Origin of the sequence: Janthinobacterium sp. 75 (assembly GCF_004365495.1) — a bacterium.
Lineage (GTDB): Bacteria > Pseudomonadota > Gammaproteobacteria > Burkholderiales > Burkholderiaceae_D > Janthinobacterium.
This window is the reverse complement of record NZ_SORD01000001.1, coordinates 3,671,606-3,692,792: the sequence shown is the minus strand read 5'-3', so window position 1 is coordinate 3,692,792 and position 21,187 is coordinate 3,671,606. Positions and strand designations below refer to the sequence as shown.

The 21,187-nt window shown below is 63.1% G+C and carries 19 protein-coding genes; 7 read left to right on the top strand and 12 right to left on the bottom strand.

Features of this window, described 5'->3' with window-relative positions; genetic code table 11:
* Positions 1-9: 9 nt before the first annotated feature.
* The 6 genes from C8C89_RS16830 to C8C89_RS16805 form a co-directional block, all read right to left on the bottom strand.
* Positions 10-1,023, bottom strand: coding sequence for a response regulator (locus C8C89_RS16830; RefSeq protein ID WP_101481453.1), 1,014 nt, complete (start codon positions 1,021-1,023; stop codon positions 10-12).
* Complete coding sequence (locus C8C89_RS16825) at positions 1,016-2,113, bottom strand: hybrid sensor histidine kinase/response regulator (RefSeq protein ID WP_133991206.1); 1,098 nt, start codon at positions 2,111-2,113, stop codon at positions 1,016-1,018. The genes C8C89_RS16830 and C8C89_RS16825 overlap by 8 nt, the downstream gene beginning before the upstream one ends.
* A 1-nt stretch (position 2,114) precedes the next feature.
* The gene (locus tag C8C89_RS16820) at positions 2,115-3,458 is read right to left on the bottom strand and encodes a HAMP domain-containing sensor histidine kinase (protein WP_133991204.1); all 1,344 of its coding nucleotides are present in this window, start codon (positions 3,456-3,458) and stop codon (positions 2,115-2,117) included.
* Positions 3,458-4,852, bottom strand: a complete 1,395-nt coding sequence (locus tag C8C89_RS16815; RefSeq protein WP_133991202.1) for a class I SAM-dependent methyltransferase — start codon at positions 4,850-4,852, stop codon at positions 3,458-3,460. Before C8C89_RS16815 ends, C8C89_RS16820 begins: the two co-directional genes overlap by 1 nt.
* Positions 4,853-5,125: 273 nt before the next feature.
* Positions 5,126-6,151 (bottom strand): AraC family transcriptional regulator, encoded by a 1,026-nt coding sequence (locus C8C89_RS16810; RefSeq protein WP_101481457.1) that lies wholly within the window; start codon positions 6,149-6,151, stop codon positions 5,126-5,128.
* Positions 6,151-7,053, bottom strand: a complete 903-nt coding sequence (locus C8C89_RS16805) for a GGDEF domain-containing protein (protein WP_101481458.1) — start codon at positions 7,051-7,053, stop codon at positions 6,151-6,153. Before C8C89_RS16805 ends, C8C89_RS16810 begins: the two co-directional genes overlap by 1 nt.
* Before the next feature lie 307 nt (positions 7,054-7,360).
* On the opposite strand from C8C89_RS16805, the gene C8C89_RS16800 reads away from it, so the two are divergent.
* Together C8C89_RS16800 and C8C89_RS16795 are read left to right on the top strand one after the other, a co-directional pair.
* On the top strand, positions 7,361-9,901 hold the full coding sequence (locus C8C89_RS16800; RefSeq protein ID WP_133991200.1) for a TonB-dependent receptor: 2,541 nt from the start codon (positions 7,361-7,363) through the stop codon (positions 9,899-9,901).
* 17 nt (positions 9,902-9,918) lie between these two features.
* The gene (locus C8C89_RS16795; protein ID WP_133991198.1) at positions 9,919-11,784 is read left to right on the top strand and encodes a phytase; all 1,866 of its coding nucleotides are present in this window, start codon (positions 9,919-9,921) and stop codon (positions 11,782-11,784) included.
* Positions 11,785-11,848: 64 nt separating this feature from the next.
* On the opposite strand, the gene C8C89_RS16790 is transcribed toward C8C89_RS16795, so the two are convergent.
* Positions 11,849-12,265, bottom strand: coding sequence for a hypothetical protein (locus C8C89_RS16790; protein WP_133991196.1), 417 nt, complete (start codon positions 12,263-12,265; stop codon positions 11,849-11,851).
* 69 nt (positions 12,266-12,334) lie between these two features.
* Positions 12,335-12,835 carry a hypothetical protein gene (locus C8C89_RS16785; protein WP_133991194.1) on the bottom strand — a complete coding sequence of 167 codons (501 nt, stop codon included), beginning with the start codon at positions 12,833-12,835 and terminating at the stop codon, positions 12,335-12,337.
* Positions 12,836-13,036: 201 nt separating this feature from the next.
* Between C8C89_RS16785 and C8C89_RS16780 the strand changes: the two genes are divergently transcribed.
* Positions 13,037-13,915 (top strand): EamA family transporter, encoded by an 879-nt coding sequence (locus tag C8C89_RS16780; RefSeq protein WP_166674772.1) that lies wholly within the window; start codon positions 13,037-13,039, stop codon positions 13,913-13,915.
* A gap of 219 nt (positions 13,916-14,134) precedes the next feature.
* Positions 14,135-14,488, top strand: a complete 354-nt coding sequence (locus C8C89_RS16775; protein ID WP_347876605.1) for a cytochrome c family protein — start codon at positions 14,135-14,137, stop codon at positions 14,486-14,488.
* Positions 14,489-14,709: 221 nt separating this feature from the next.
* Here the strand turns inward: C8C89_RS16775 and C8C89_RS16770 are convergent, their stop codons facing one another.
* Positions 14,710-14,973 carry a DUF378 domain-containing protein gene (locus C8C89_RS16770; RefSeq protein WP_208327713.1) on the bottom strand — a complete coding sequence of 88 codons (264 nt, stop codon included), beginning with the start codon at positions 14,971-14,973 and terminating at the stop codon, positions 14,710-14,712.
* Between the two features lie 357 nt (positions 14,974-15,330).
* On the opposite strand from C8C89_RS16770, the gene C8C89_RS16765 reads away from it, so the two are divergent.
* The gene (locus C8C89_RS16765; RefSeq protein ID WP_133991190.1) at positions 15,331-16,716 is read left to right on the top strand and encodes a methyl-accepting chemotaxis protein; all 1,386 of its coding nucleotides are present in this window, start codon (positions 15,331-15,333) and stop codon (positions 16,714-16,716) included.
* A gap of 21 nt (positions 16,717-16,737) precedes the next feature.
* On the opposite strand, the gene C8C89_RS16760 is transcribed toward C8C89_RS16765, so the two are convergent.
* Positions 16,738-17,262 (bottom strand): GNAT family N-acetyltransferase, encoded by a 525-nt coding sequence (locus C8C89_RS16760; protein ID WP_133991188.1) that lies wholly within the window; start codon positions 17,260-17,262, stop codon positions 16,738-16,740.
* A gap of 7 nt (positions 17,263-17,269) precedes the next feature.
* Positions 17,270-17,842, bottom strand: coding sequence for an XRE family transcriptional regulator (locus C8C89_RS16755; protein ID WP_133991186.1), 573 nt, complete (start codon positions 17,840-17,842; stop codon positions 17,270-17,272).
* Between the two features lie 117 nt (positions 17,843-17,959).
* Between C8C89_RS16755 and C8C89_RS16750 the strand changes: the two genes are divergently transcribed.
* Positions 17,960-19,048, top strand: coding sequence for a flavodoxin family protein (locus tag C8C89_RS16750; RefSeq protein ID WP_101481467.1), 1,089 nt, complete (start codon positions 17,960-17,962; stop codon positions 19,046-19,048).
* 12 nt (positions 19,049-19,060) lie between these two features.
* Here C8C89_RS16750 and C8C89_RS16745 read toward each other — a convergent pair whose 3' ends face one another.
* On the bottom strand, positions 19,061-19,963 hold the full coding sequence (locus tag C8C89_RS16745; protein ID WP_133991184.1) for a LysR family transcriptional regulator: 903 nt from the start codon (positions 19,961-19,963) through the stop codon (positions 19,061-19,063).
* A 118-nt stretch (positions 19,964-20,081) separates the two neighbouring features.
* On the opposite strand from C8C89_RS16745, the gene C8C89_RS16740 reads away from it, so the two are divergent.
* Positions 20,082-21,158, top strand: coding sequence for a YeiH family protein (locus C8C89_RS16740; RefSeq protein ID WP_243858048.1), 1,077 nt, complete (start codon positions 20,082-20,084; stop codon positions 21,156-21,158).
* The last annotated feature ends 29 nt before the right edge of the window (positions 21,159-21,187 follow it).

Below are 21,187 nucleotides of genomic sequence, written 5' to 3'. Positions count from 1 at the left end.
TGCGCCCCGTCAGAACTGCTCGATCCAGGCCGCCAGGTGGTCCGGCGTGAGCGCCGGTTCAGCCTGCACCACCTTGCCCTGCAAGCCCAGTTCCGTCTTGCTCAGTTGCAGGGACCAGCCGCGCCGCGCCAGCCACAGCAAGCTGGCCAGCCAGAATGCGTGGATGGACGAGACGGGCGTGGTGGTGGGCGTTTCCAGGAATTCCGTCAGCAGACGTCCGTCGAGGAACAGCGCCGTACCGCCCTGGTTTTGCAGCGCCGCACCAAACGCGGGCAACAGCATGTCGATCGCTTGCTCCACGCCGCGCCCCGGATGCTCGCGCTCGAGCGCGTCGAGCTGCTGGCGCACGGCGGCGGCAAAGGCGGTGCCGCGGAAGGCTTCCGAACTGACCAGGTCGGCATAATCCATGAGCAGCCAGTCCGGCTCGGGCGGCGTAACGCCGGCCGTCAGGGCTGCCGACAAATACGCTTCCACGGGCAGCTGCTGTTCCGGACCGGCCAGGCTGGCGCACAAGGCGTACAGGGTGCCGATGCGGTTGGCCACGGCTTGCCGCTGGCGCACCATCAGCTTTTCGCGCAGCAACTGCGCGTGTTCATTGCGCAGCCGCGCCAGCTCCAGCGCCTGCTTCAATTCCATGCGCAGCGCCGCGATATCCCACGGCTTCTGGATGTAGCGGTGGATCTGGCCCTGGTTGACGGCTTCCACCGTGTGCTCCAGCTCGGAATACGCGGTGGTCAAAATGCGCACGATATGCGGATGGCGGTCCCAGGCGTACGACAGCAGCTCGTTGCCGTAGGCGCCGGGCATGCGCTGATCCGACACCAGCACGGCGATGCGGTCGGCCTGCTCGTCGAGAATGCGCTTGCCCTCCTCGACCGAGGTGGCCGTCAGCACGTGGGCCAGCGGCGCGATGGCGCGCTGGAAGTATTTGAGGGCGTTGGCCTCGTCATCGACATAGAGTATCGTCGGCAAGCCTTGCGTCGGCTCACGCTGAGCCGGCAAACGCAGATTGGCGTCAATCATGCTCGTTCCTTATATGTACTGGAAAATTCAGGGTTACCGTGGTGGCACTGCCAAACTCGGAGGCGATATCGAGGTTGCCGCCGAACGATTGCATCATGCGGTGGCAAAAAACCATGCCCCAGCCCTTGCCTTCATTGCCGCTGGCACCGACGGGGTCGATCAACAGCTGCGCAACAATCTCGGGGGCAATACCGGCGCCATTGTCGCGCACCGTGATGCGGCCGGCATCGATGCAGATGCCGATCGCAGGATGGGCGTGCTCACCGGCCGAGCGCAAGGCGTTCGCCAGCACGGACGATAAAATCAGCGCGACGCAGTTGGGTGACTCGGCAATGGCGAAATCCTCGCCCTGCTCGACCGTGATGGCGGCGCGCTGGGCCGGGCTCAAGGGATAGCTTTCAAGCAAGACGGCCAGCAGCTGGCGCGCGCTGCCGGCGCTGCGTCCACCCTGCATGCCGGGCCCGGCGCTGGCCAGGCGCACCGTGTCGACGAAGCTGGCCAGCACGGACAGACAATAACGCGCATTGTCGTGCATCAAGGTGGCCGCTTCGCCGATCTCCGCTTGCGGTGCAGCGTCCGTCTGCGCTCGCCGCGCGATGCCGCGCCCAAAATTGGCGATGGCCGCCAGCGGCGTGTTCAATTCATGCGCGAGAAAGGCCAGCGATTCTTCCATCGCCACCAGCCCCTGGCGGCGCGCCGCGCGCTCGCGTCCCGTCTGCACGGCCAGTTGCAGCGCCGTTTGCATGGCGGGCAAGTCGAGCGGCTTTTCCAGCAGACGGAACAGCGATCCGCCGTTGATCAGTTCCAGCAACACTTCCTTGTCCGCGTAGGCCGTCACCAGCATGCAGACGATATGCGGATAGCGTTGCGCCACTTCCTGCAGCAACTCGCTGCCCAGGCGGTCCGGCATGCGGTAATCGGTAACGAGCACGTCGATGCGGGCGGCCTGGTCTTTCAGCAAGGCCAGCGCCGCATCGACGCTCTGCGCCGTCAGCACGCGGTAGCGCGGGCCGACGGCGCGCTCGAAATACTTGCAGGCGAGCGCTTCGTCATCCACGTACAACACGCTGGCGCGGCTATCGTTATCCATGTTAACGGCCCTCCCAGTCGGAGCGCTGCAAGTCGAAATTCATGCTGGCCCATTTGCCCAGCTCGCTTTCGGCGCTCAGAGTGCCACCATGGCGTTCGATCACGCCATAGCTGATGCTCAGGCCCAAGCCCAGCCCCTGGCCCACTTCGCGCGTGGTAAAGAACGGTTCGAACACGCGCGCCAGGTTTTCCGGGGCGATGCCGGGGCCGTTGTCGCGCACGCTGATGCGCAGACGCTTGTCATCCCAGCGGGCTGTGATGCGGATCTCGAATGGCGGTGCATTACCCTTGCGCATGGACAGCACGGCGTTGCCCAGCAAATTGATCAGCACGCCCACGATGGCCGCCTCGTCGCCGCGCACCAGGGTGTCGACCGGCAAGTCGTGGCTGATGCTGACATTCTTCGTTTCATGCCCCACCAGGCGGATGGCCGCGTCGAGCGCACTGCGAAACTGGAAGTGCCCCGTTTCCAGCTGGTTGCCGCTCTTGCGGTAGGCAAAGGTCTTCAAGTCGGACACGATGTGCTGCACGCGCAGCATGCCCTGCTTGGCGTCGGCCAGGCATTCGCTCACCAGCGCGCTTTGCTGGGCGGCCGGATCTTCGATGGCCACCTCGATGGCCATCATGCAGAAATTCACGGGATTGTTGACTTCATGCAGCATGCCGGCGGCCAGGGTGCCGATGGCGGCCATTTTCTCCTGCTGCAGCATCTGCCCCTTGATATCGGCCAGGCTTTTATTGGTTTCTTCCAGCTGCGTGTTCTTTTGCGCCACTTCCGCCTTCAGCTGGAACAGCATGAAGCGGGCGCGCTCATTGAAATAGGTGAAGACGGCGCTGATGCTGGCCGACATGATGAGAAACAAGCAGTTGACGACAAAGGTGTCCGGCAAGTTGAAGCCGCCCGCATGCCAGGCGCAGGCAGCCACGTACAGCAGACAGGAGATAGCGCCGAAAACCATGTTTTGCCACAAGCCGAACGCCAGCACGATGCCCGACGAATAGATGGCCAGGGTCATGCCCACGTAATAAATCGAGGTGGCGCCTTCCGTGACGGCGATCATCCATGCGATCATGATTTGCGGCAGGATCAGCCACACAAAAGTCAGTCCCTGGATGCGGTCCTGCGCCCAGCGCGTGCGCATGGCCAGCACGACGCAAAAGATCAGCGCCGACACGAGGATGCGCGCACTGGTGAAGGCCGACTGCTTGTCGGGATACAGGGCCAAATCGAGACCCACGCCCAGCAGGATCAGCACGATGCCCGTGTAGGCTCCGCCGCGGCTGAATTCCAGCCGGAAGTCGCGCAGAACGGCCGCGTAGCCGGCGTGCAGGCCTGGAGTATCCATCAAGGAATGCTCACTTCTGCAAACACATTCACGCCCGTAGCGTCGACATAGATTTTCGGTTCTGTCGCGTGTTCGGGTAGCAAGGCCGACAAGCCCGCTTCATTGCGATAGATCAAATGCCACTCCAGCAAATGCTCCATGCCGAACTTGCCCGGATTGTCAGCGTGCACATTGGTGACGAGCAAACGTCCGCCCGGCCCCACGCGCGAGGCGAAGTGCAGCAGCAGGCGCGCGCACACCTTGTCGGACAGGTAATCGAACAGGCCGGCGCAATACACGGCGTCGAAGCTGCCGGGCGAGCCCGTGGCGCCCGAGCCGTGGCGGCGCTTGAGCAGGTTGTGCACGGAATCATGCACGTAATCGATCTCCACCACACGTCCCGTGCGCTGCATGATGGTGCTCAGGCGCGCGCGCGTCCAGTCCAGCGTCTCGCTGCTGAAGTCGACCAGCTCGAAGGCCAGCCACTGCGCATCGGGGCACGTTTCCAGGAAACGCTGCACCTCGATGGCCGGGCCGCAGCCCACGTTGAGCACTTTGTAGACGCACCCGGCAACACGCGCCTCGGCCGCTTTCTGCGCCAGGAATTGCGTCAGTATATCGATGCGGTTGCGGTGCGCCGTGGCGACGGCCGCCTGCAAAAAGGCCGCGTTGACGATCTGAAAATAGGTGCTGGGACCCTGGCGCGGATCATCCAGCAACTGGTTGACCATCTGGTAATCGCCCGCATAGCCGAGCGGTTTTGTAAACGTGCGGAAGACGAAGGGCGCGCGCAGTATCAGCGGGTGCAGCGCCGCCTGGGCGAACGCGCGGTGGGCCGGCGCCCGCTCTTCCTCGACGAGCGAGGCTTCCACCTCGAGCTGGCGCAAGTACAACTGGGTTTGCTCCATCAGCGGCAAGGCCAGTTCATCGAAGATGTCGGCGCGCAGGCGGCCGTTTTCCTTGGGCAGCGAATCGGACAAGTCGACCTGCTCGACCCAGCGCGCCACTTCCGACAAAAAGGCGCGCATTTCATTGACGACGATCTGGTAGTCGCGGCGGATGCGGAAGCGCTCGCCCCAGCCGGCGACAAAGGCGCTGGACTCTTTCGCCACGGCGCCCTTGACTACGACCACGTCGCTGAGCTCGCGCCACTCGTCGATCAGGGTCACGGAAACGATGGCGGTCAGGCCCGTATTGACGCTGCTGATGACGACGGCCTTGCCGACGTAGGCGTTCTTCGCCCCCATGCGCACCGTCACGTCATTGAGCACCTCGCTGACCTGCACAATCGAGTATGGATTGTAGATTTCCATGACCAGCGAATTGCGCTGCAAGTTGAAAATCGTGCCGCGCACCGCCTCACCCTGGGTGTTGCGAAAACTGACGACTGGATCGATCTGCGATTGTGAATACACGATTGAGCATTATCAAGTTACCCGGTTTCCGGCGCACCACGTTGGGGACGCCAGTTTCCAGGCTGGGTTAAGGCACGGCACACCGGTCGTCTGCCGCCGGCCCGCCATCGAAATGGCGGCGTTGCGGCGTCGCGTGACGCCGTGCCGGAGCGCCTCGAAGCGCGTCTGTTCGCTCTCTGATCGAGTGTACTATGGATGTGGCAGAACGGGCAATTGTTCCCTCTGGAACGACTGTCTGTGGCGCCGGCGCACAACGCTGCGCGCAGAACGTCTTTAACCAGCAACAAACAAGGCCAAGGCGTGACGCAACAGCTGCGGCGTTTGCCCCGTCCAGCGCTTGAACGAGCGACGAAAGTTGGTGGCATCATGAAAGCCGAGGTAGGCGGCCACGGCATCGTTGTCGTAGCCATGCGCCTGGAACAGGTAAATGGCCTTGTGCGCGCGCACCTGGTCCAGCTCGGCCTGGAAATGCGTGCCATGGCGCGCAAGGTGGCGTTTCAAGGTGGCGGGACTGACGCCAAACTCCTGCGCCGTGCGTTCCAGGGTCGGCGCGCAGCGGATATTGGCCAGCAGGTAATCGTACAGCGCACCGAGCAGGCTCGCTGGCGGCACGGGCGCCACGGCCGCAGCGCGCAAGGCCAGCGCGGCGGCCGTGGCATTGCCGCGCGGCCAAGGCTTGTCGAGCCAGCTGGAATCGATCAGCATGGCGTCGACCTGGCAATCGAAACGCAGGCACTGGCCCAGGTGCACTTCATGCTGTTCCACGTGCCGGGGCCGCGCGCGGTTGAAGCAGAAGCGCCACGGCAAGGAGACTCCCGCCAGCCAGCGGCACATGGCCGCCAGTGCCGTCATGTGCATCTCCACCAGAAAAGGCAGCTGGCTCGGCGCGCCAAACGCAGCAACCCAGTACAGCACGTGCATGTCGCCCGCCTCGCGCAAACGGGGCTGCAACAACGGACACAGCAAGGCATGAAAATCGCACAGGATGGTCAAGGCCTGGCGCAGATTCTGCGCCTGCAGCAAGGCATGGCTGGCGGCGCCGTAATGGCCGGGCAGCATTTGCTGGCCCAGCATGAAGCTGGTATCGGCACTGTCCAGGCCGCGCGCCACGTTGGCCAGCAATTGCAGGTATTGCGCGGCGCTGACCTGGCTTTCCGCGGACGGCAGCGCGCCGCCATCGAGGCCGGTGCCCTTGAGCAGCGATGCCGCGTCCAGGTCGCGGCTGCGCGCATAATCTAGCACCAGCGCCGGCTGGTGATGGGCCGCGATGCTGGCGTCGCCCTGCTGGTTCAGTGGCATCACGCAGGCGCGGCGGAACTGATCCCGGCACCGGAGCGCGGCGTTTCCACGGCCCGGCTCAGCTCGGCAAGCACCACCTCCGGCACACCATCGGTGAGCGAGCAGGCATGCCGCAGGCTCAAGCGGATTTCGCGGTTGTCGTTGGCGTGGTGGCGCATCTGCCCCACCATGGCGCACAGATGACGCGCCTTCACGGCCGCGTCCTCACGCGACACGCCCGGCATCAGCACGGCGAAGCGGTCGCCCGCATAGCGGCACAGCAGATCGTCATTGCGCAAGTTCAACAGCAGCATGTGGCCCACGGCTTGCAACACGCGGTCGCCTTCGCGGTGGCCATATTCGCGGTTAATCAGGTGAAAACTGTCGATATCGAGCAAGACCAGCGCGCAATCGAGGCCGGGCCGGCGCTCCTGTTCCAGTCGCATCTGCGTGCGCAGGTAGCTGGCGTCGGCCAGTTGCGTGATGCGGTCGAAGGCGCGATGGTCGCGGAACAGGCGCTCGCGCTTTTGCAGGTGCTCGTTCAGGCGGAACTGTTCCTGGCGCCAGTAATACATGCCGATGGTCAGCACCAGCATGCCAAACGGAATCAAGGCCTCCAGCCAGTTATCCCACAAGGCGCTCTTGTCGACGGCAAAGAATTCGTCCAGGCAATCGGCCCAGGACCCCAGCATGATGGCGCACAGGCCGCCGGCGATCAGGCTCGTCACCCGTCCCCGCGGACGGCTGCTGAGGGTAAACAAGAACCAGATGCCCGCCATGACGGCCGTGCCGCCTTCGCAGACGATATCCATCCACTTCCAGATGGCAAACGGTTTAACGTGGCCCAGTGTGGCGTACAGAAAAAAGAACAGGGGCAATGCCAGCGCGGCGGCAATCAGACTGTTACGGTGCAACGGCAGCATGTGGGGAACCTTTAAAAGTGGTGCTGTCGCCACGATAGCGCCCGCCCATGACGGCACGATGACATGCCCCGCGCCCGTGAGGCAGGTGCAAACGGCTCATCATTAGCAGCGCAGCTGATGCAAATCCGGCAAGCGAGTGCCCATGCGCCCTGCGCTGGCAGGTCATTTCAGCTCATCACGGTTCATTTATGGCCGGAAAGCGTACACCTGCCGTTGTTTTCAAGGTGGCAAGCCCTTGCCTGTCACGCAACCGTCATATTTGCTGCCTAGAATCCGCCCGGTTCCTTCCTCCCTAACCGAGCTCTTCATGAAAACCATGCACACTTCGTTTCCCTCCCCGCTGCGCCTGACAGCCCTGTCACTCGGCATCATGGCCATCTTCAGCGCTCAAAGCCATGCGCAGTCGCAAGCCCAGGACGATGGCCAGGCGGGCGCCACCGTGGTCGTCAGCGGCCAGCGCGCCAGCCTGCGCAACGCCATCGCCGCCCAAGAGAAAGCCGACAACATCATCAGCGTCATCAGCAGCGACGACATCGGCGGCCTGCCCGATAAAAACGCGGCCGAGGCGCTGGCCCGCTTGCCGGGCGTGTCCGTGCAGCGCGACCAGGGTGAAGGCCGCTACATCACGGTGCGCGGCCTGGGCCCGGACCTGAATGCGGTGACCATCAATGGCGCGCTGGTACCGTCGCCGGAAGCGGGCCGCCGCGCCGTGGCGCTGGACATCCTGCCTGCCGGCCTGATACGCACCCTGGAAGTGTCGAAGACCTTGCTGCCGGAAATGGATGCCAACTCGCTGGGCGCCACCATCGAAGTCAAATCGCTGTCCGCCTTCGACTTGCCGGGCAAGCTGCTGTCGGCCAACGTGGCCGCCAGCCATGATGAAAAAACGGGCAAGACCAGCCCCAGCGGCGGCGCCCTGTGGGCCCAGCGCTTCCTCGATGGCAAGCTTGGCGTGGCCGCCGGCCTGAGCGCGGAAAAGCGCTCGTTCGGCTCCGACGACGTAGAAACGGGCGGCGCCTGGAGCAAGGGCAAATTGTCAGGTCTGGAATTGCGCGACTACCTGCCCGTGCGCAAGCGCGGCGCCCTGGCAGTCAACCTCGATTACCGTCCGGAAGCGGGCAACAGCTGGTTTTTGCGCTCGTTCGTCAGCGAATTTTCCGACGATGAAGTGCGCGACCGCCTGACCATCAGCAATATCGCGGGCGGCAGCCTTGCCGAAGGCGCATCGGCCAGCGCGCGCGCCGAGCGCCGCATCCGCCAGCGCAAATACACGCAGCAAGTACGCTCGCTCGTGCTGGGCACGCAGCAGAAATCGGGCGACTGGACCCTGGACGTGAAAGGCGGCATGAGCCGGGCGACGGAAGACACGCCGGAGTCGCTGAACGATGGCCGTTTCCGCAGCACCAGCAATGTCGCCGGCATCAGTTTCAATGACACTCAGGAACCCGTCTTGAGCGGCCCCGCCTCGCTGTACGACCCGGCCAGCTATGCGCTCAACGCCATCACCCTGCAAAAGCGCTACTCGAAGGACAATGAACACCACGCGCGCATCGACCTGGCACGCAAGTTCGACATCGCCACGTTGAAATTCGGCGCCAAAGTCAGCCGCCGCGAAAAAACCAATGATACGGATCAATGGACATATAACAGCAGCAAGGCGTCGAGCGGCAATTTCTGGGGCGCCGGTTCTACCTCGATGAGCAATTTCGTGCAGGGCCACAATCTCGACTACGATCTGGGCAACATCGGCGTGGCGCTGGACCCGGGCCTGATCCGCGCCCGCGTGGCCGGCCTGGACCGCGACAAGGCGCGCCTGGCTACCGAGTCCATCATCAACGATTACCGCATGCATGAAGACATCAACGCCATGTATGTGCAGAACAGCTATGACTTCGACGCCTGGCACATCCTGGGCGGCGTGCGTCTTGAACGCACCAGCTTTGAAGCTGCCGGTTCGCAAGTGGACAGCGCCGGGCTTGCCACGCCCTTGACGCGCGAACGTTCGTACACCAACTGGCTGCCAAACCTGCAAGCCCGTTATGACCTGGATCAAAAAACCAGCGTGCGGGCCGCCTGGACGCAAGCCGTGGTGCGCGCCAACTTCAGCCAGCTGGCGCCCGGCATCAGCCTGGCCAGCAACACGGAAGCCGTGATCGGCAACCCGGACTTGAAACCCTTGAAGGCAAACAACCTGGATTTGGGCATCGAGCGCGTGCTGGGCAACGACGGCGTGATATCGGCCTACGGTTTCTACAAGGACATCAAGAATTTTACGTACACGACGAATCTGGCCGGCACGGGCCAATGGGCAAGCTACACGACGGCCACCTCGTATGCGAATGGCGACGCGGCCAAAGTCAAAGGCATCGAACTGGCCTACATGCAGCCGCTGCGCATGTTGCCGGCACCGTTCAACAAGTTTCTCGTCGGCGTGAATGGCACCCTGAGCACCTCGAGCGCGCAAATCGGCCGTTTCGACAAGGCCGGCAACAAGCAGCTCACCCGCGACATCCGCCTGCCGGGCCAGTCGAACCAGGTGATGAATTTAATGCTGGGCTATGAAACCGGTCCGATCAGCGCCCGCCTGGCCCTCAACTACAAGTCGCCCTACCTGCTGGAAATGGGCGGCGACATCCTCGACCAAAGCCAGGACCACATCGTCGCCAGCCAGAAGCAGCTCGATTTCTCGCTGTCTTACCAGATCAGCAAGCAGTTCCAGCTGATGTTCGAGGTGGCCAACCTGAACAACGAGAAATACTACGTCTACCAGGGCACGAAGCAATACAACGTGCAGAACGAACAGTATGGCCGCACTTTTAAAGTGAGCCTGAAAGCCAGCGCCTTCTGATGAGGATCTTGAATAACATGAAAACAACCGTCCTGTGCAGCGCTTTGCTGGCTGCCTTTTGCCTCACCGGCACGGCGCAAGCCACCCCGGTCGCGTCTAACACTGTGCCCGCCTTCGCGCACGAGGCCGAAGAGCTGGCCCGCCTGCCCGGCGGCGGCTGGCTGACCTTGGACAAGCACGGCTTGCGCTTGTTCACTGCGGCCGGCCAGGAGCAGGACCGCATCGCCGTGCGCGCCAAGCAGCTCGACACGCGCATCGATGCCAATCGCGTGCTGGCCGTGTTCCTGGAGGCCGATACGCAGCGCCCCCTGCCCGTCTCCGTGGACGTACAGGCAGGCAAACTGGTCAAGCTGGCGCCGTTTCCCGTGCCGACGTTTTCCGTGGAAGCGTCCTGCCTGTACCGCGACGCCCAGCGACTCGATCATCTGTTCTTGATCGGCAAGGATGGCCAGGCGGAACAGTGGGTGATGCAGGGCGAGCAGCGCAGCCTGGTGCGCAAACTGGCTTTGCCGCCGCACGCCAAGCATTGCCGGGTCGACGATGGCGCGCAGCGCCTGCTGGTGAGCGAGTCCGACATGGGCGTGTGGGCCTATGACGCCGAGTCCGAAGGCATGGGCAAGCGCGAGGTGGTGGCCTTGCGCAAGCCGTACGGCCAGCTGGATGGCGGCGCCGGTGCATTGGCCGTGCTGCCGGGCGGCGTAGCCGTACTCGATGGCAAGGCGGAAAAGCTGCACTTGTACGCCCGCCAGGGGAGTACATGGACGGCGCAGCCAGCCCAGGCCGTCGCCTTGAACGTGCGCAAGGGTGACAGCCAGCTGGCACTGGACGAAGACACGCTACTGCTGCGCGGCAAGAATGGTTGGCAAGCGCGGCCCGTAAAATGGCGCGGCAAGGGGGAAACGCAGGCTGCTGTGGCCATCATCGCCCCGCAAGCGCAGACGGAGCCGATGGCGCGCCAGGGCGACGCGGCCGACGATCCGGCCATCTGGCTGGCCAGCAACCCGGCCGACTCGCGTACCCTCGGCACCAACAAGAAACAGGGTCTGTTGGTCTACGACCTGCAAGGCAAGCAAACGCAGCTGCTGGAAGTGGGCCGTTTGAACAACGTCGATGTGCGGCAAAACATCAGTTTTGGCGGCAGCAAGGTCGACCTGGCCGTGGCCACCCAGCGCGACGACAACAGCATGATGCTCTTCACCATCAATGCCAGTGGCGACGTGGCGGAAGCGGGCCGTTTTCCGACCGGACTGAAAAGCATCTACGGCATGTGCCTGTATCAACCGGCCAGCGGCGGCGTGGAAGCGTTTATCAACGACAAGGATGGCACCTTCCAGCAATACCGCATTGGCGTGAGCGGCAACCAGTTCAGCGCCACCCTCTTGCGCAGCTTCAAGGTCGCCACGCAACCGGAAGGCTGCGTGGCCGACGACGCCAACGCCCGCCTCTTCCTGGGCGAGGAAACGCGCGGCGTGTGGACCACCTCGGCCGACGCCGCCAAGCCGGACACCCTGGCCATGGTCTTGCCGGTGGGAGCGAACCTGAGCGCCGACGTGGAAGGCATGGCCATCTACCGCAAGCCGAACGGCAAGGCTGACTCTGGCTACCTGATCGTTTCCAGCCAGGGCGACAGCAGCTACGTGGTGCTCGATGCGCAAGCACCGTATAAAGTGCGCGGCCGCTTCAAGGTGGGATTCAATTTGCCGGCAGGCATAGACGGCACCTCGGAAACGGATGGCCTCGACGTCACCTCCGCCAACCTGGGCGGCGCGTATGCGCAAGGCATGCTGGTGATCCAGGATGGCTACAAGCGCTTGCCCGATGGGCCGCAGAACTTCAAATATGTGGCGTGGGAGGATGTGGCGAAGGCCTTGAAGCTGGACTAATGACCTGCGGGCGGCCTGTACTGGCTGCCCCAATAGTCGCCCAGTCGCTGCGCCAAAGACCCGGCTACACCATGCGCGGCATATCGATGGCAAACGGCAGGCTGCTACCAAAGAAGTCCACCTTGCCTGCAAGCGCCAGGCGTTGCGAGGACAATTCCACCAGGCGCAGCTCCGCGACATCATGGTAATCCATCATGTAGAGACTACATTCACCCTCTGTACAGCTTGCATCAACGGCTAGCATATGCACGGGCGCGGCATCCGCCCCCGCCACGAGCAAGCCTTGCAAAATGAAGGATGGCGGATACAAGGCCCACGACCAGGGTGCATCGTCGTCTTCCGTCAGCCGCATGAACACGTCGTCATCGGCCTCAATCCTGATATTGATTTCCCGCATGCCATCGGCGCGTGCAGCCAGGCTGATCCGGGATTTCGCGACATCCACTTCAAAATTGGTGTCGCCGATACTGAATACATGCATTTCCCTGCTACTCCTGATTGACACGTTAATATACTGCTCGGCGGGCAAGCAGACAGGCGCGAGTAGCCGTCAATCGCCCTGCTGTTGCCACACTGCCTTGCCACCCTTGATATAGATCAGGGCACTGGCAGCACCCTCTTTCCCCACCACGATCCCGTCCGTTTTCAGCTTGAGGGATTTCTCATGGTAGCTGTGCTGGCGCGAACCCTTGTCTTCCACCTGCCAGACTTCCAGCCAGGCGAAATCGTCGCCGCCGTTGGACAATGCATGTCCGGCACCGACGATCAGGGGCGCCGCCTTCTGCTTGAACAGGAAGACGATGCCCTCTTTCTTGCTGTCTTTGCTCTTGATCAGCACAGCCAGATCGCCCTTCCCATCGCCATCGAAATCGCCGCGCAAGACAAAGGGATTCATGCGCGCATTGATTTCGATCGCCTCGCGTTTGGCCAGGCTTTCAAGCTGTTGCGTCGCCCAGCTTGGCAATTGCGCCTGCGGCGGCAAGGCCTGCGCACCGGCCATATCAGCGGAAAATACCAAAGCCACGGTCACTGCAATGCTTCTGCCATTCATGGGGCGGCTCCATCAAGATGAAGAATCGGGGGTGGCGCACGGTAGTTCCGGGCATGCAGGCAGAATAGCATTCTCCGGAAATACTTGCACTGCCACAACAGGTGCCCGCTCCGCATTGCGTGCCAGTGTCCATGGAAAAATTGCCGTCCGTTGCAGATATGCCAGCGACTGGCGGCCTGCTGCGTATTAAAATGGCGCCCCATGACCTCCCCCGCCTCGACCTCCCCCCTGCCCGACAGCATTTTGCTCCCTTCCCTGGCCGTCCTGGGAGGGCAGATTTCTGTCAATCTGGGGGCGGCGATTGCGAAAAATCTGTTTCCTGTCATCGGGGTCGAGGGGATTACGGCGTATCGCGTGGGGTTTTCGGCGCTGATTTTACTGGCTATCTTTCGTCCCTGGCGCTTCCGCCTGACGCGCAAGGATGTGCTGAACTTGCTGGTCTACGGTTCCGTGCTGGGATTGATGAATTTGCTGATTTACCGGGCGTTTGCGCTGATACCGATCGGTATTGCGGTCGCCATCGAGGTGACGGGGCCGCTGGCGGTGGCCATGCTGTCGTCGCGCCGGCCCCGCGATTTGCTGGCCGTGGCTTGCGCCGTGTTCGGCTTGTATTTGCTGTTGCCGCTGCAAGGCAGCCCGGGCAGCCTGGACCCTGTGGGAGTGGCGTACGCGCTGGGGGCGGCCCTGTGCTGGGCGCTGTATATCATCTTTGGCAAGCGCGCCTCGACCTTGCAAGGCGGGCAAGCCGTAGCCTGGGGCATGACGGTGGCGGCCATGGTAACGGTGCCCATCGGCGTCGCTTACTCGGGCACGGCCTTGCTAGCGCCGTCGATTGCCTTGATGGGCCTGGCCATTGCCATGCTGTCCAGCGCCCTGCCGTATTCGCTGGAAATCTTTGCCCTGCGCCGCTTGCCGCAAGGGGTGTTCGGCATGTTCAGCAGCGCGGCGCCGGCCGTCAGCGCGCTGGCTGCCATGGCCGTGCTGGGAGAACTGCTGAGCCTGACCCAGTGGCTGGCTATCGCCTGCATCGTGTTCGCGTCGGCCATGGCGGCGCTGGGTGCGCAAGGCGGCAAGCGCTAGCCGCGCACGGCAAGTCCTAAATCAGCCATGCGGATGGTCAAGGTGCTCGCCAGCAATTTCCGGCATTGCCACGCGCGCCGACGGGCAAGTTTTGATGCCTGGCTGTAAAATGTGCCATCCCTTGCCACGTACGGCATTCCAGCATGCATGCTTGCTCCTCCAATGACATTCGCATTCCTTTTACGCTTGTTCTCCCCTCTCGCCACTGCAGCCTTGCTGCTGGCGCCAGGCGCCGCCGCGCAGGCAGCCGGCGCGACCGCCACCCTCACGGGCAATGCCGAAGCGGGCAAGGCGGCGTTTCGCAAGTGCGCCTCCTGCCACCAGGTGGGGCCTTCGGCGCGCGGCGGTTTCGGCCCCAAGCTGACGGGCGTGATCGGCCGCAAGGCTGGCTCCACCACAGACTACAAGTATTCGGCGGCCATGAAAAACGCGAATATTGTCTGGACCGAGCAAAACCTGGCCGGCTTCCTGAAAGCCCCCAGCGATTTCATTCCCGGCAATAACATGCGCTTCTGGGGCATCGGCAATGCGCAGCAAGTGGCCGACTTGCTGGCCTACTTGCGCACGCAGTAAGCAAGCAGGTAAGTAGGCAGGTCACGCACCGGCCTGCCCGCGCGCATGCGTACAGGCCGACCCATCAAGTCATGACCGCAGCTCAAGCCTGCAGCGCTTGCAGCCAGCCCTTACGCTTCTTGCGCGCAGCCCGGGTAACGCCCTTCCTGCTTGAAGTTTCGTTCCAGCTGCTTGAATTCGCGTTCATGCCGGGGATGCACGCCGGCAGTCATCTGCTTCCCCTAGGGCTTGGTGGGCAGCTTGCGCAGGCACAGGTAAATAGAATACAGCGCCGCCAACCCCACCAGCACGTACACGCCACGCGACGCGGTCGACATGGCACCAAGGATGCGGGCCACGATATCGATATCGAACAAGCCCACCAGCGCCCAGTTCAAGCCGCCCACGATCAGCAGGATCATGGAGATCCAGTCGATCACGTTCAGGCGCTTTGCCGTCATTTCCTCGTTTGCCGCACCGTCCGATCCTTCCTGGATATTCGCCATCTCAGCCTCCTGTAAGAAGACAGGACCCGCCGTCGGGTCTGTGCAAAGTTCAGTGTAGGCGCGGCACCGCCACACGCCAGTCGGACGATGCCGGGTGTCGAGGTAGGACGAATCTGTAATACGGCAGGTAATTTTATCCGGCACCAAGCCAGGCGCCAGGCAAGGCGGCTATGCGTTCTAGTAATAGTTACCAGCTGTTGCTAAACAAGCAGTGACCAATTCCAATATGGAAATATTTATAGATTACTTAGTATTGCACTGCTACACTCATTTCACCCCGGCAACATCAGGGGCAACAGCGCCGCGCCGTGCCGCCCGCATGGGGTGCGGCCACCATGGGACAACAGCTGAGGGGACATGAATATTTCTAACATACGCATCGGTGTACGCCTGACCACGGGTTTTTTGCTGGCATCGCTGTTGCTGGCGGTGGTCGTCAGCATCAGCACGTGGCAGCTTGCTACGGTGAGCGGGGAAATCGACAGCAGCGTGAACCAGCGCTATGCGCGCATCGAGCAATTGCAGGCCACACGCAACAGCACGCAGGCGCAGCCCGCCCTGCGCGACATCGACCAGCAGATCGCCACGCAATCGGCGCAGATGCGCGCGGCGGCCGAGGCGGCCATCGCCCGCGCGCACAATACCAGCGTGCTGATCATCGCGCTGGGCCTGATCGGCGGCGTGCTCAGCCTTGCCACGGCCTGGTTCATCAGCAGCGGCATCGTGCGGCCCCTGCGGCACGCCGTCAAGGTGGCGCGCAAGGTGGCCGGCGGCGACCTGAGCGGCAATATCCGTGTGGAATCCAGCGATGAGGTTGGCCAGTTGCTGCAGGCACTGAAAGACATGAATGCCAGCTTGATCCATATCGTGGGTGACGTGCGCGGCGGTACGCAGGACATCGCGGGTGCCTCGGGAGAGATTGCTGCCGGCAACCTGGACTTGTCGCAGCGCACGCAGGCGCAAGCCAGTTCGCTGGAGCAGACGGCCGCCTCCATGGAAGCACTGACGGGCACCGTCAAGCAAAATGCGGACAATGCGCGGCAAGCCAACCAGCTGGCGCTATCGGCCGCCGATGTGGCCGGCAAGGGTGGCAAGGTGGTGGCAGAAGTGGTCGACACCATGAGCTCGATCAATGCATCGTCGAAAAAGATCGTTGATATCATCGGCGTCATCGACGCTATCGCCTTCCAGACGAATATCCTGGCCCTGAATGCGGCTGTGGAAGCGGCGCGCGCAGGCGACCAGGGACGCGGCTTTGCCGTCGTGGCCGCCGAAGTGCGCACCCTCGCCCAGCGTTCGGCCGGGGCGGCGCGGGAAATCAAGCAATTGATCGGCGACTCCGTCGAGCGGATCGACGCGGGCGCGCGCCTGGTCGACACGGCAGGCGCCACCATGCGCGAAATCGTTGCCAGCGTGCACCGCGTGACGGACATCATGGGCGAAATCAGCATGGCCAGCGGCGAGCAATTGTCCGGTATCGAACAAGTCAATGCCGCCATCGTGCAGATGGAGCATGTGACGCAGCAAAACGCCGCCCTGGTGGATCAGGCGTCGGTAGCGGCCGCCAGCATGCAGCAGCGCGCCCAGCAGCTATCGGGCACGGTGGGCATCTTCACCTTGGGAACGGAGGTGGCGCCCCCGCACGCGGCGCGGGCCATCAGCCTTGTCGCGACGCATGACAAGGAGGCACCCGCCCTGACACGCTCACGCGCCCCTGCCGTTAGAGCGCGCCTGAAAGCCTGAGTTCCCCGCCTGAATTCCCCGCTATAGCTGCTTGTACATGATGGTCGTGGCGTCCAGCCGGTCGCCGGCAGGCGCCAGCGCATAGGCGGGGATGCTGCCCGCCACCACATAGCCCAGCGACAAGTACAGCGCTTGCGCATGGTCGCCGCTGCGCGTGTCCAGGGTCAGCAGGCTGCGCGGCAAGAGGCGCGCCTGCTCTTCCAGCGCCAGCATCAACTGGCGCGCGAGGCCGAGGCGGCGGTAAGCGGGCGCGACCAGCAGCTTGCGCACTTCGGCCCGATGCGCCTGGTTGGGATTGGTGTCCCAGTCCAGCTGCACGGCGCCGGCCACCCGACCATCGACTTCGGCCACCAGCAGCAGGCGCACGCCGCGCGCCACGGCGGGCAGCACATTGTCCGTCCAGAACGCCTGGCTGGCCGACGCGTCGAAGGGCAGGATGAAACCGATGCTGGCGCCATCGTGCACGCAGTCTTGCAGCAAGGCGCCCAGTTCCGGCAGGCGGACGAGAATATCGGTGGACGAAAAGTGGCGTAGCGATACGGACATGGTAGCCTCAGACAAGAAAGAGAAAATAGCGGGCGCCGCTATCGTGCGGCGTCGCAAACGCGCTGGCGCCATGCAGCTGGTAGCGCAGGCAATCGCCGGCCATCAAATCGTGCGAGCGGCCGTCGACGGTGACGTTCAGCTTGCCCTCTTGCAGCAATAGATGGTGCTCCATGCCGGGCCGGGGCGAGGCGGCATAGGCGATCGTGACGCCCGCGCCCAGTTCGCATTCGAGCGCTTCGCCAGCCAGCGCGCGCGACGGCGGCGAGATGGAACGGCGGATAAAACCCGTGTCCGGATCCGTCCACACGCCCTGCTGGGCGCGCCGCAGGACGGGCACGAAATCGTCTTCCACCATGCGCAACAGGCGCGACATGGCCAGGCCATACGCGGCGCACAGCTTGCCCAGCACAGCCGTGGTCGGGCTGACTTCGCCATTTTCCAGGCGCGACAGGGTAGCGCGGCTGACCTGGCTGGCACTGGCCAGCTGGTCCAGCGACCAGCCCCGCTCCACGCGCAACTGCTTTAAACGCGCCGCCAGGCGCTGTTCCGTATCGTTATCAGTCAATTTTGCATTTTCCATATATGGGAATTTATCCCTAAAACGGGAATTTGGCAAGCAATCGTCGCAGAGTTGCTCAACGCACAGACCCACACCCGGACTCCAGGCACCATGGCGCCACCACTTCAAGGAGAAGCCATGTCCGCCACTCCCCCCACTCCCCAGCCGCGCCAAGGCCAGGCGCCCGCGCCACTGGGCAGGGTCGAATTTCATTTGCAATTTATCCGCTCGTTTGCCGACCCCACGTTTGACGCCGTACGCGACGCCCTGGTGCAAGTGGAAGATGTGGCGTGGAAGAATTATCAGGATGGCCGCAAGGCGCCCGTCACGCAGAAGGCCGGACCGGGTTTTGCCGACCCCGACTACGATTTATCCGTGGAATGGCTCGGCACGCGCGACCGTCTGCTGGCCGCCGAGGCGCGCCAGAAAGATCCCGCCACGCCGTCGCGCGTGCTGCTGATCTGCGGCGCGGCACGCAATGACGGTTCTTGCCCTGGCGAAATATCGAAGACCTGGCGCATGACGCAATGGGCCAAAGAAGTGCTGCAGGCGGACGCCATTGAAGCGGACGTGCTGGACCTGAGCTTGCTGACCTCCTCGTATGATTTGCACATTCATCCATGCAAGGGCTGTGTCTCGACGGCCATGCCCCTGTGCCACTGGCCATGCAGCTGCTATCCGAACCATGGAGAACGCCAGACGAATGACTGGATGGCAGAAATATACGAGCGCTGGACGGCCGCGCATGCCGTCATCATCCTCACGCCCGTGTACTGGTACCAGACGCCCGGCGTGCTGAAACTGATGATAGACCGGCTTGTGTGCGCCGATGGCGGCAACCCGGACCCCACGTCCACGCACGGCAAGAAAGCCGTGGAAGCGAAGGCCCTGGAGTTGCAAGGCTGGAATTATCCGAAACACCTGGCCGGGCGCGCGTATGGCCTCGTCGTGCATGGCGACGTGGCCGGCATCGAAGGGGTCCGGCGAGGCCTGTCGGACTGGCTGGACTGGATGGGCCTGGTCGATGCGGGCGCGAAATCACGGCTGGACCGCTACATCGGCTATTACGACACTTATGCGCAAAGCCATGAGACCCTGGACCGCGATACCGATATGCAGGAAGAAGTGCGCAACGTGGCGCGCGCCGTGGCCGACGCCGTCAAGCGGCAGCGCGCAGGCACGCTGGCGCCGCCCGATGCGGCATTACAAGCTCCGCGGCCAAAATGATACCTTGCGTACCTACCCCGCCATGCGCGAGGCGTGGCGGCACAGTTCCAGGAAACCGCGCAAGCGGGGCGAGAGTATTTTTTTAGACTGGCGTATCAGATAAAAGTTGCGCTCCAGGGGCGGCAACATGGTTTCCAGTTCCACCAATTGCCCGCTGGCCAGCAGATCGGCCACCACCACCCTGGACAGACAGGCGATACCCAGCCCCGCCGCAGCGCCATACTTGATGGCTTCCGAATTGCTGAACTCGCCCGCAGCGCGCAGATAGTGCAGGTACGGCACCAGCGCCTGCTCCACCGCTTCGCGCGTGCCCGAGCCCGCTTCGCGCAGCAGCCAGCCCGCCTGGTTCAATTCCGCAAAGCTGAGCAAATGGCGCAACTGCGCCAGCGGATGCGTGGGCGCGGCCACGATCAGCATCTGGTCCGTCAGCCATGGCTCCACCAGCAAGCCCGCTTCGTGGCACGGTCCTTCGATCAGGCCGATATCGACCTGGAAGGCGGCCACGGCAGCGGCGATATCGGCCGTGTTGGCAATCGTCACTTGCGGGATGCTGCGTCCGTACTGCTGCGCCGCCTGGGCCAGGATCTGCGGCAACAGATAGATGCCGATGGTGGTGCTGGCGCCGATTTGCAGGCTGACGGGCACGGACGGGTCGGCGCCCGCGAACTGGCGCTCAATGCTGGCAGCGCCGTCGCGCATCTGCCGCGCCTGCGGCAACAGCAGACGGCCATTGTCATTGAGCAGCAATCGCTTGCCCACCCTGTCGAACAGTTGTGCACCCAGCAAGATCTCCAGTTCATTCAAGGAAGCACTGGTGGCCGATTGCGATAGCGCAATCAGGTCGCCGGCCGCGCTGGTGCTGCCCGTGTCCGCCACAGCCAGGAAAATCTGCAGTTGCCGCAAGGTTAACGCCATGCCTTACTCCTCCGCCTTACCTATTTTTCAGGTTAAACATACAAAAACAATCCGTTTTACCATTTAATCGACGAGCTGTACAGTCATGCCATACGAACACAGAACCATGGAGTACGGCATGTCATCCCTATCAACGACGAATACAACAAGTTTCAGCGACCGCTACGGCCGCCTTTTGCCGGGCCTGCTGCTGAGCGGCGTGATCGCCTGGGGCGCCATTCAACTGGGCAAGCTGGAATGGATGCAAAACCACGGCATGAGCGCCCTGACCCTGGCCATCATGCTGGGCATTGTGCTGGGCAACAGCGTGTATGGCCGCCTGGCGCCCAGCTGCGGCGCGGGCGTGGCCTTTTCCAAGCAGACTTTATTGCGTCTTGGCATCATCCTCTACGGCTTTCGTTTGACCTTCCAGGATATCGGGCAAGTGGGCCTGGCCGGCATCGCCATCGACGCGCTGGTGCTGGCATCCACGTTTGGCTTGGCCATGTTCCTCGGCATCAAGGTGTTCAAGCTGGAGCGCAACAGCGCCATTCTGATCGGCGCAGGCAGCTCGATCTGCGGCGCGGCGGCCGTGATGGCCACGGAACCCGTCGTCAAGGGGCGCAGCGAGGATGTCACCGTGGCCGTCTCCACGGTCGTGGTGTTCGGCACTATCGCCATCTTTTTATACCCCTTGCTGTACCAGTTGAATCAGGGCTGGCATGTGCTGGCGGCAACGCCTACGGCCTTTGGCGTGTACATCGGCTCGACCGTGCATGAAGTGGCGCAAGTGGTGGCGGCCGGCAAGTCGATCGGGCAAGAAACGGCGAACGCGGCCGTGATCGCCAAGATGGTGCGCGTGATGATGCTGGCGCCCTTCCTCGTCATCCTGTCGGCGGTGCTGGCGCGCGGCAAGGCCAAAGCCGGCGGCCATGACAAGGCGGCCAAGCTGGCCATCCCCTGGTTCGCCTTCATTTTTATTGCCGCAGTGGCCTTCAATTCGCTGGGCCTGTTGCCAGCAACTACAGTAGCTGCCATCACCGAGTTCGACACCGCCCTGCTGGCCATGGCCATGGCCGCCCTGGGCTTGACGACGCATATGTCGGCCATCCGCCGCGCCGGCATCAAACCCCTGCTGCTGGCCGGCCTGCTTTTCTGCTGGCTGATCGCCGGTGGCGCCGCCATCAACCACATGGTCGCCAGCCTGTTTGCCTGAAGTTGCGCCAAATTCAAGCGAGGGCCGCT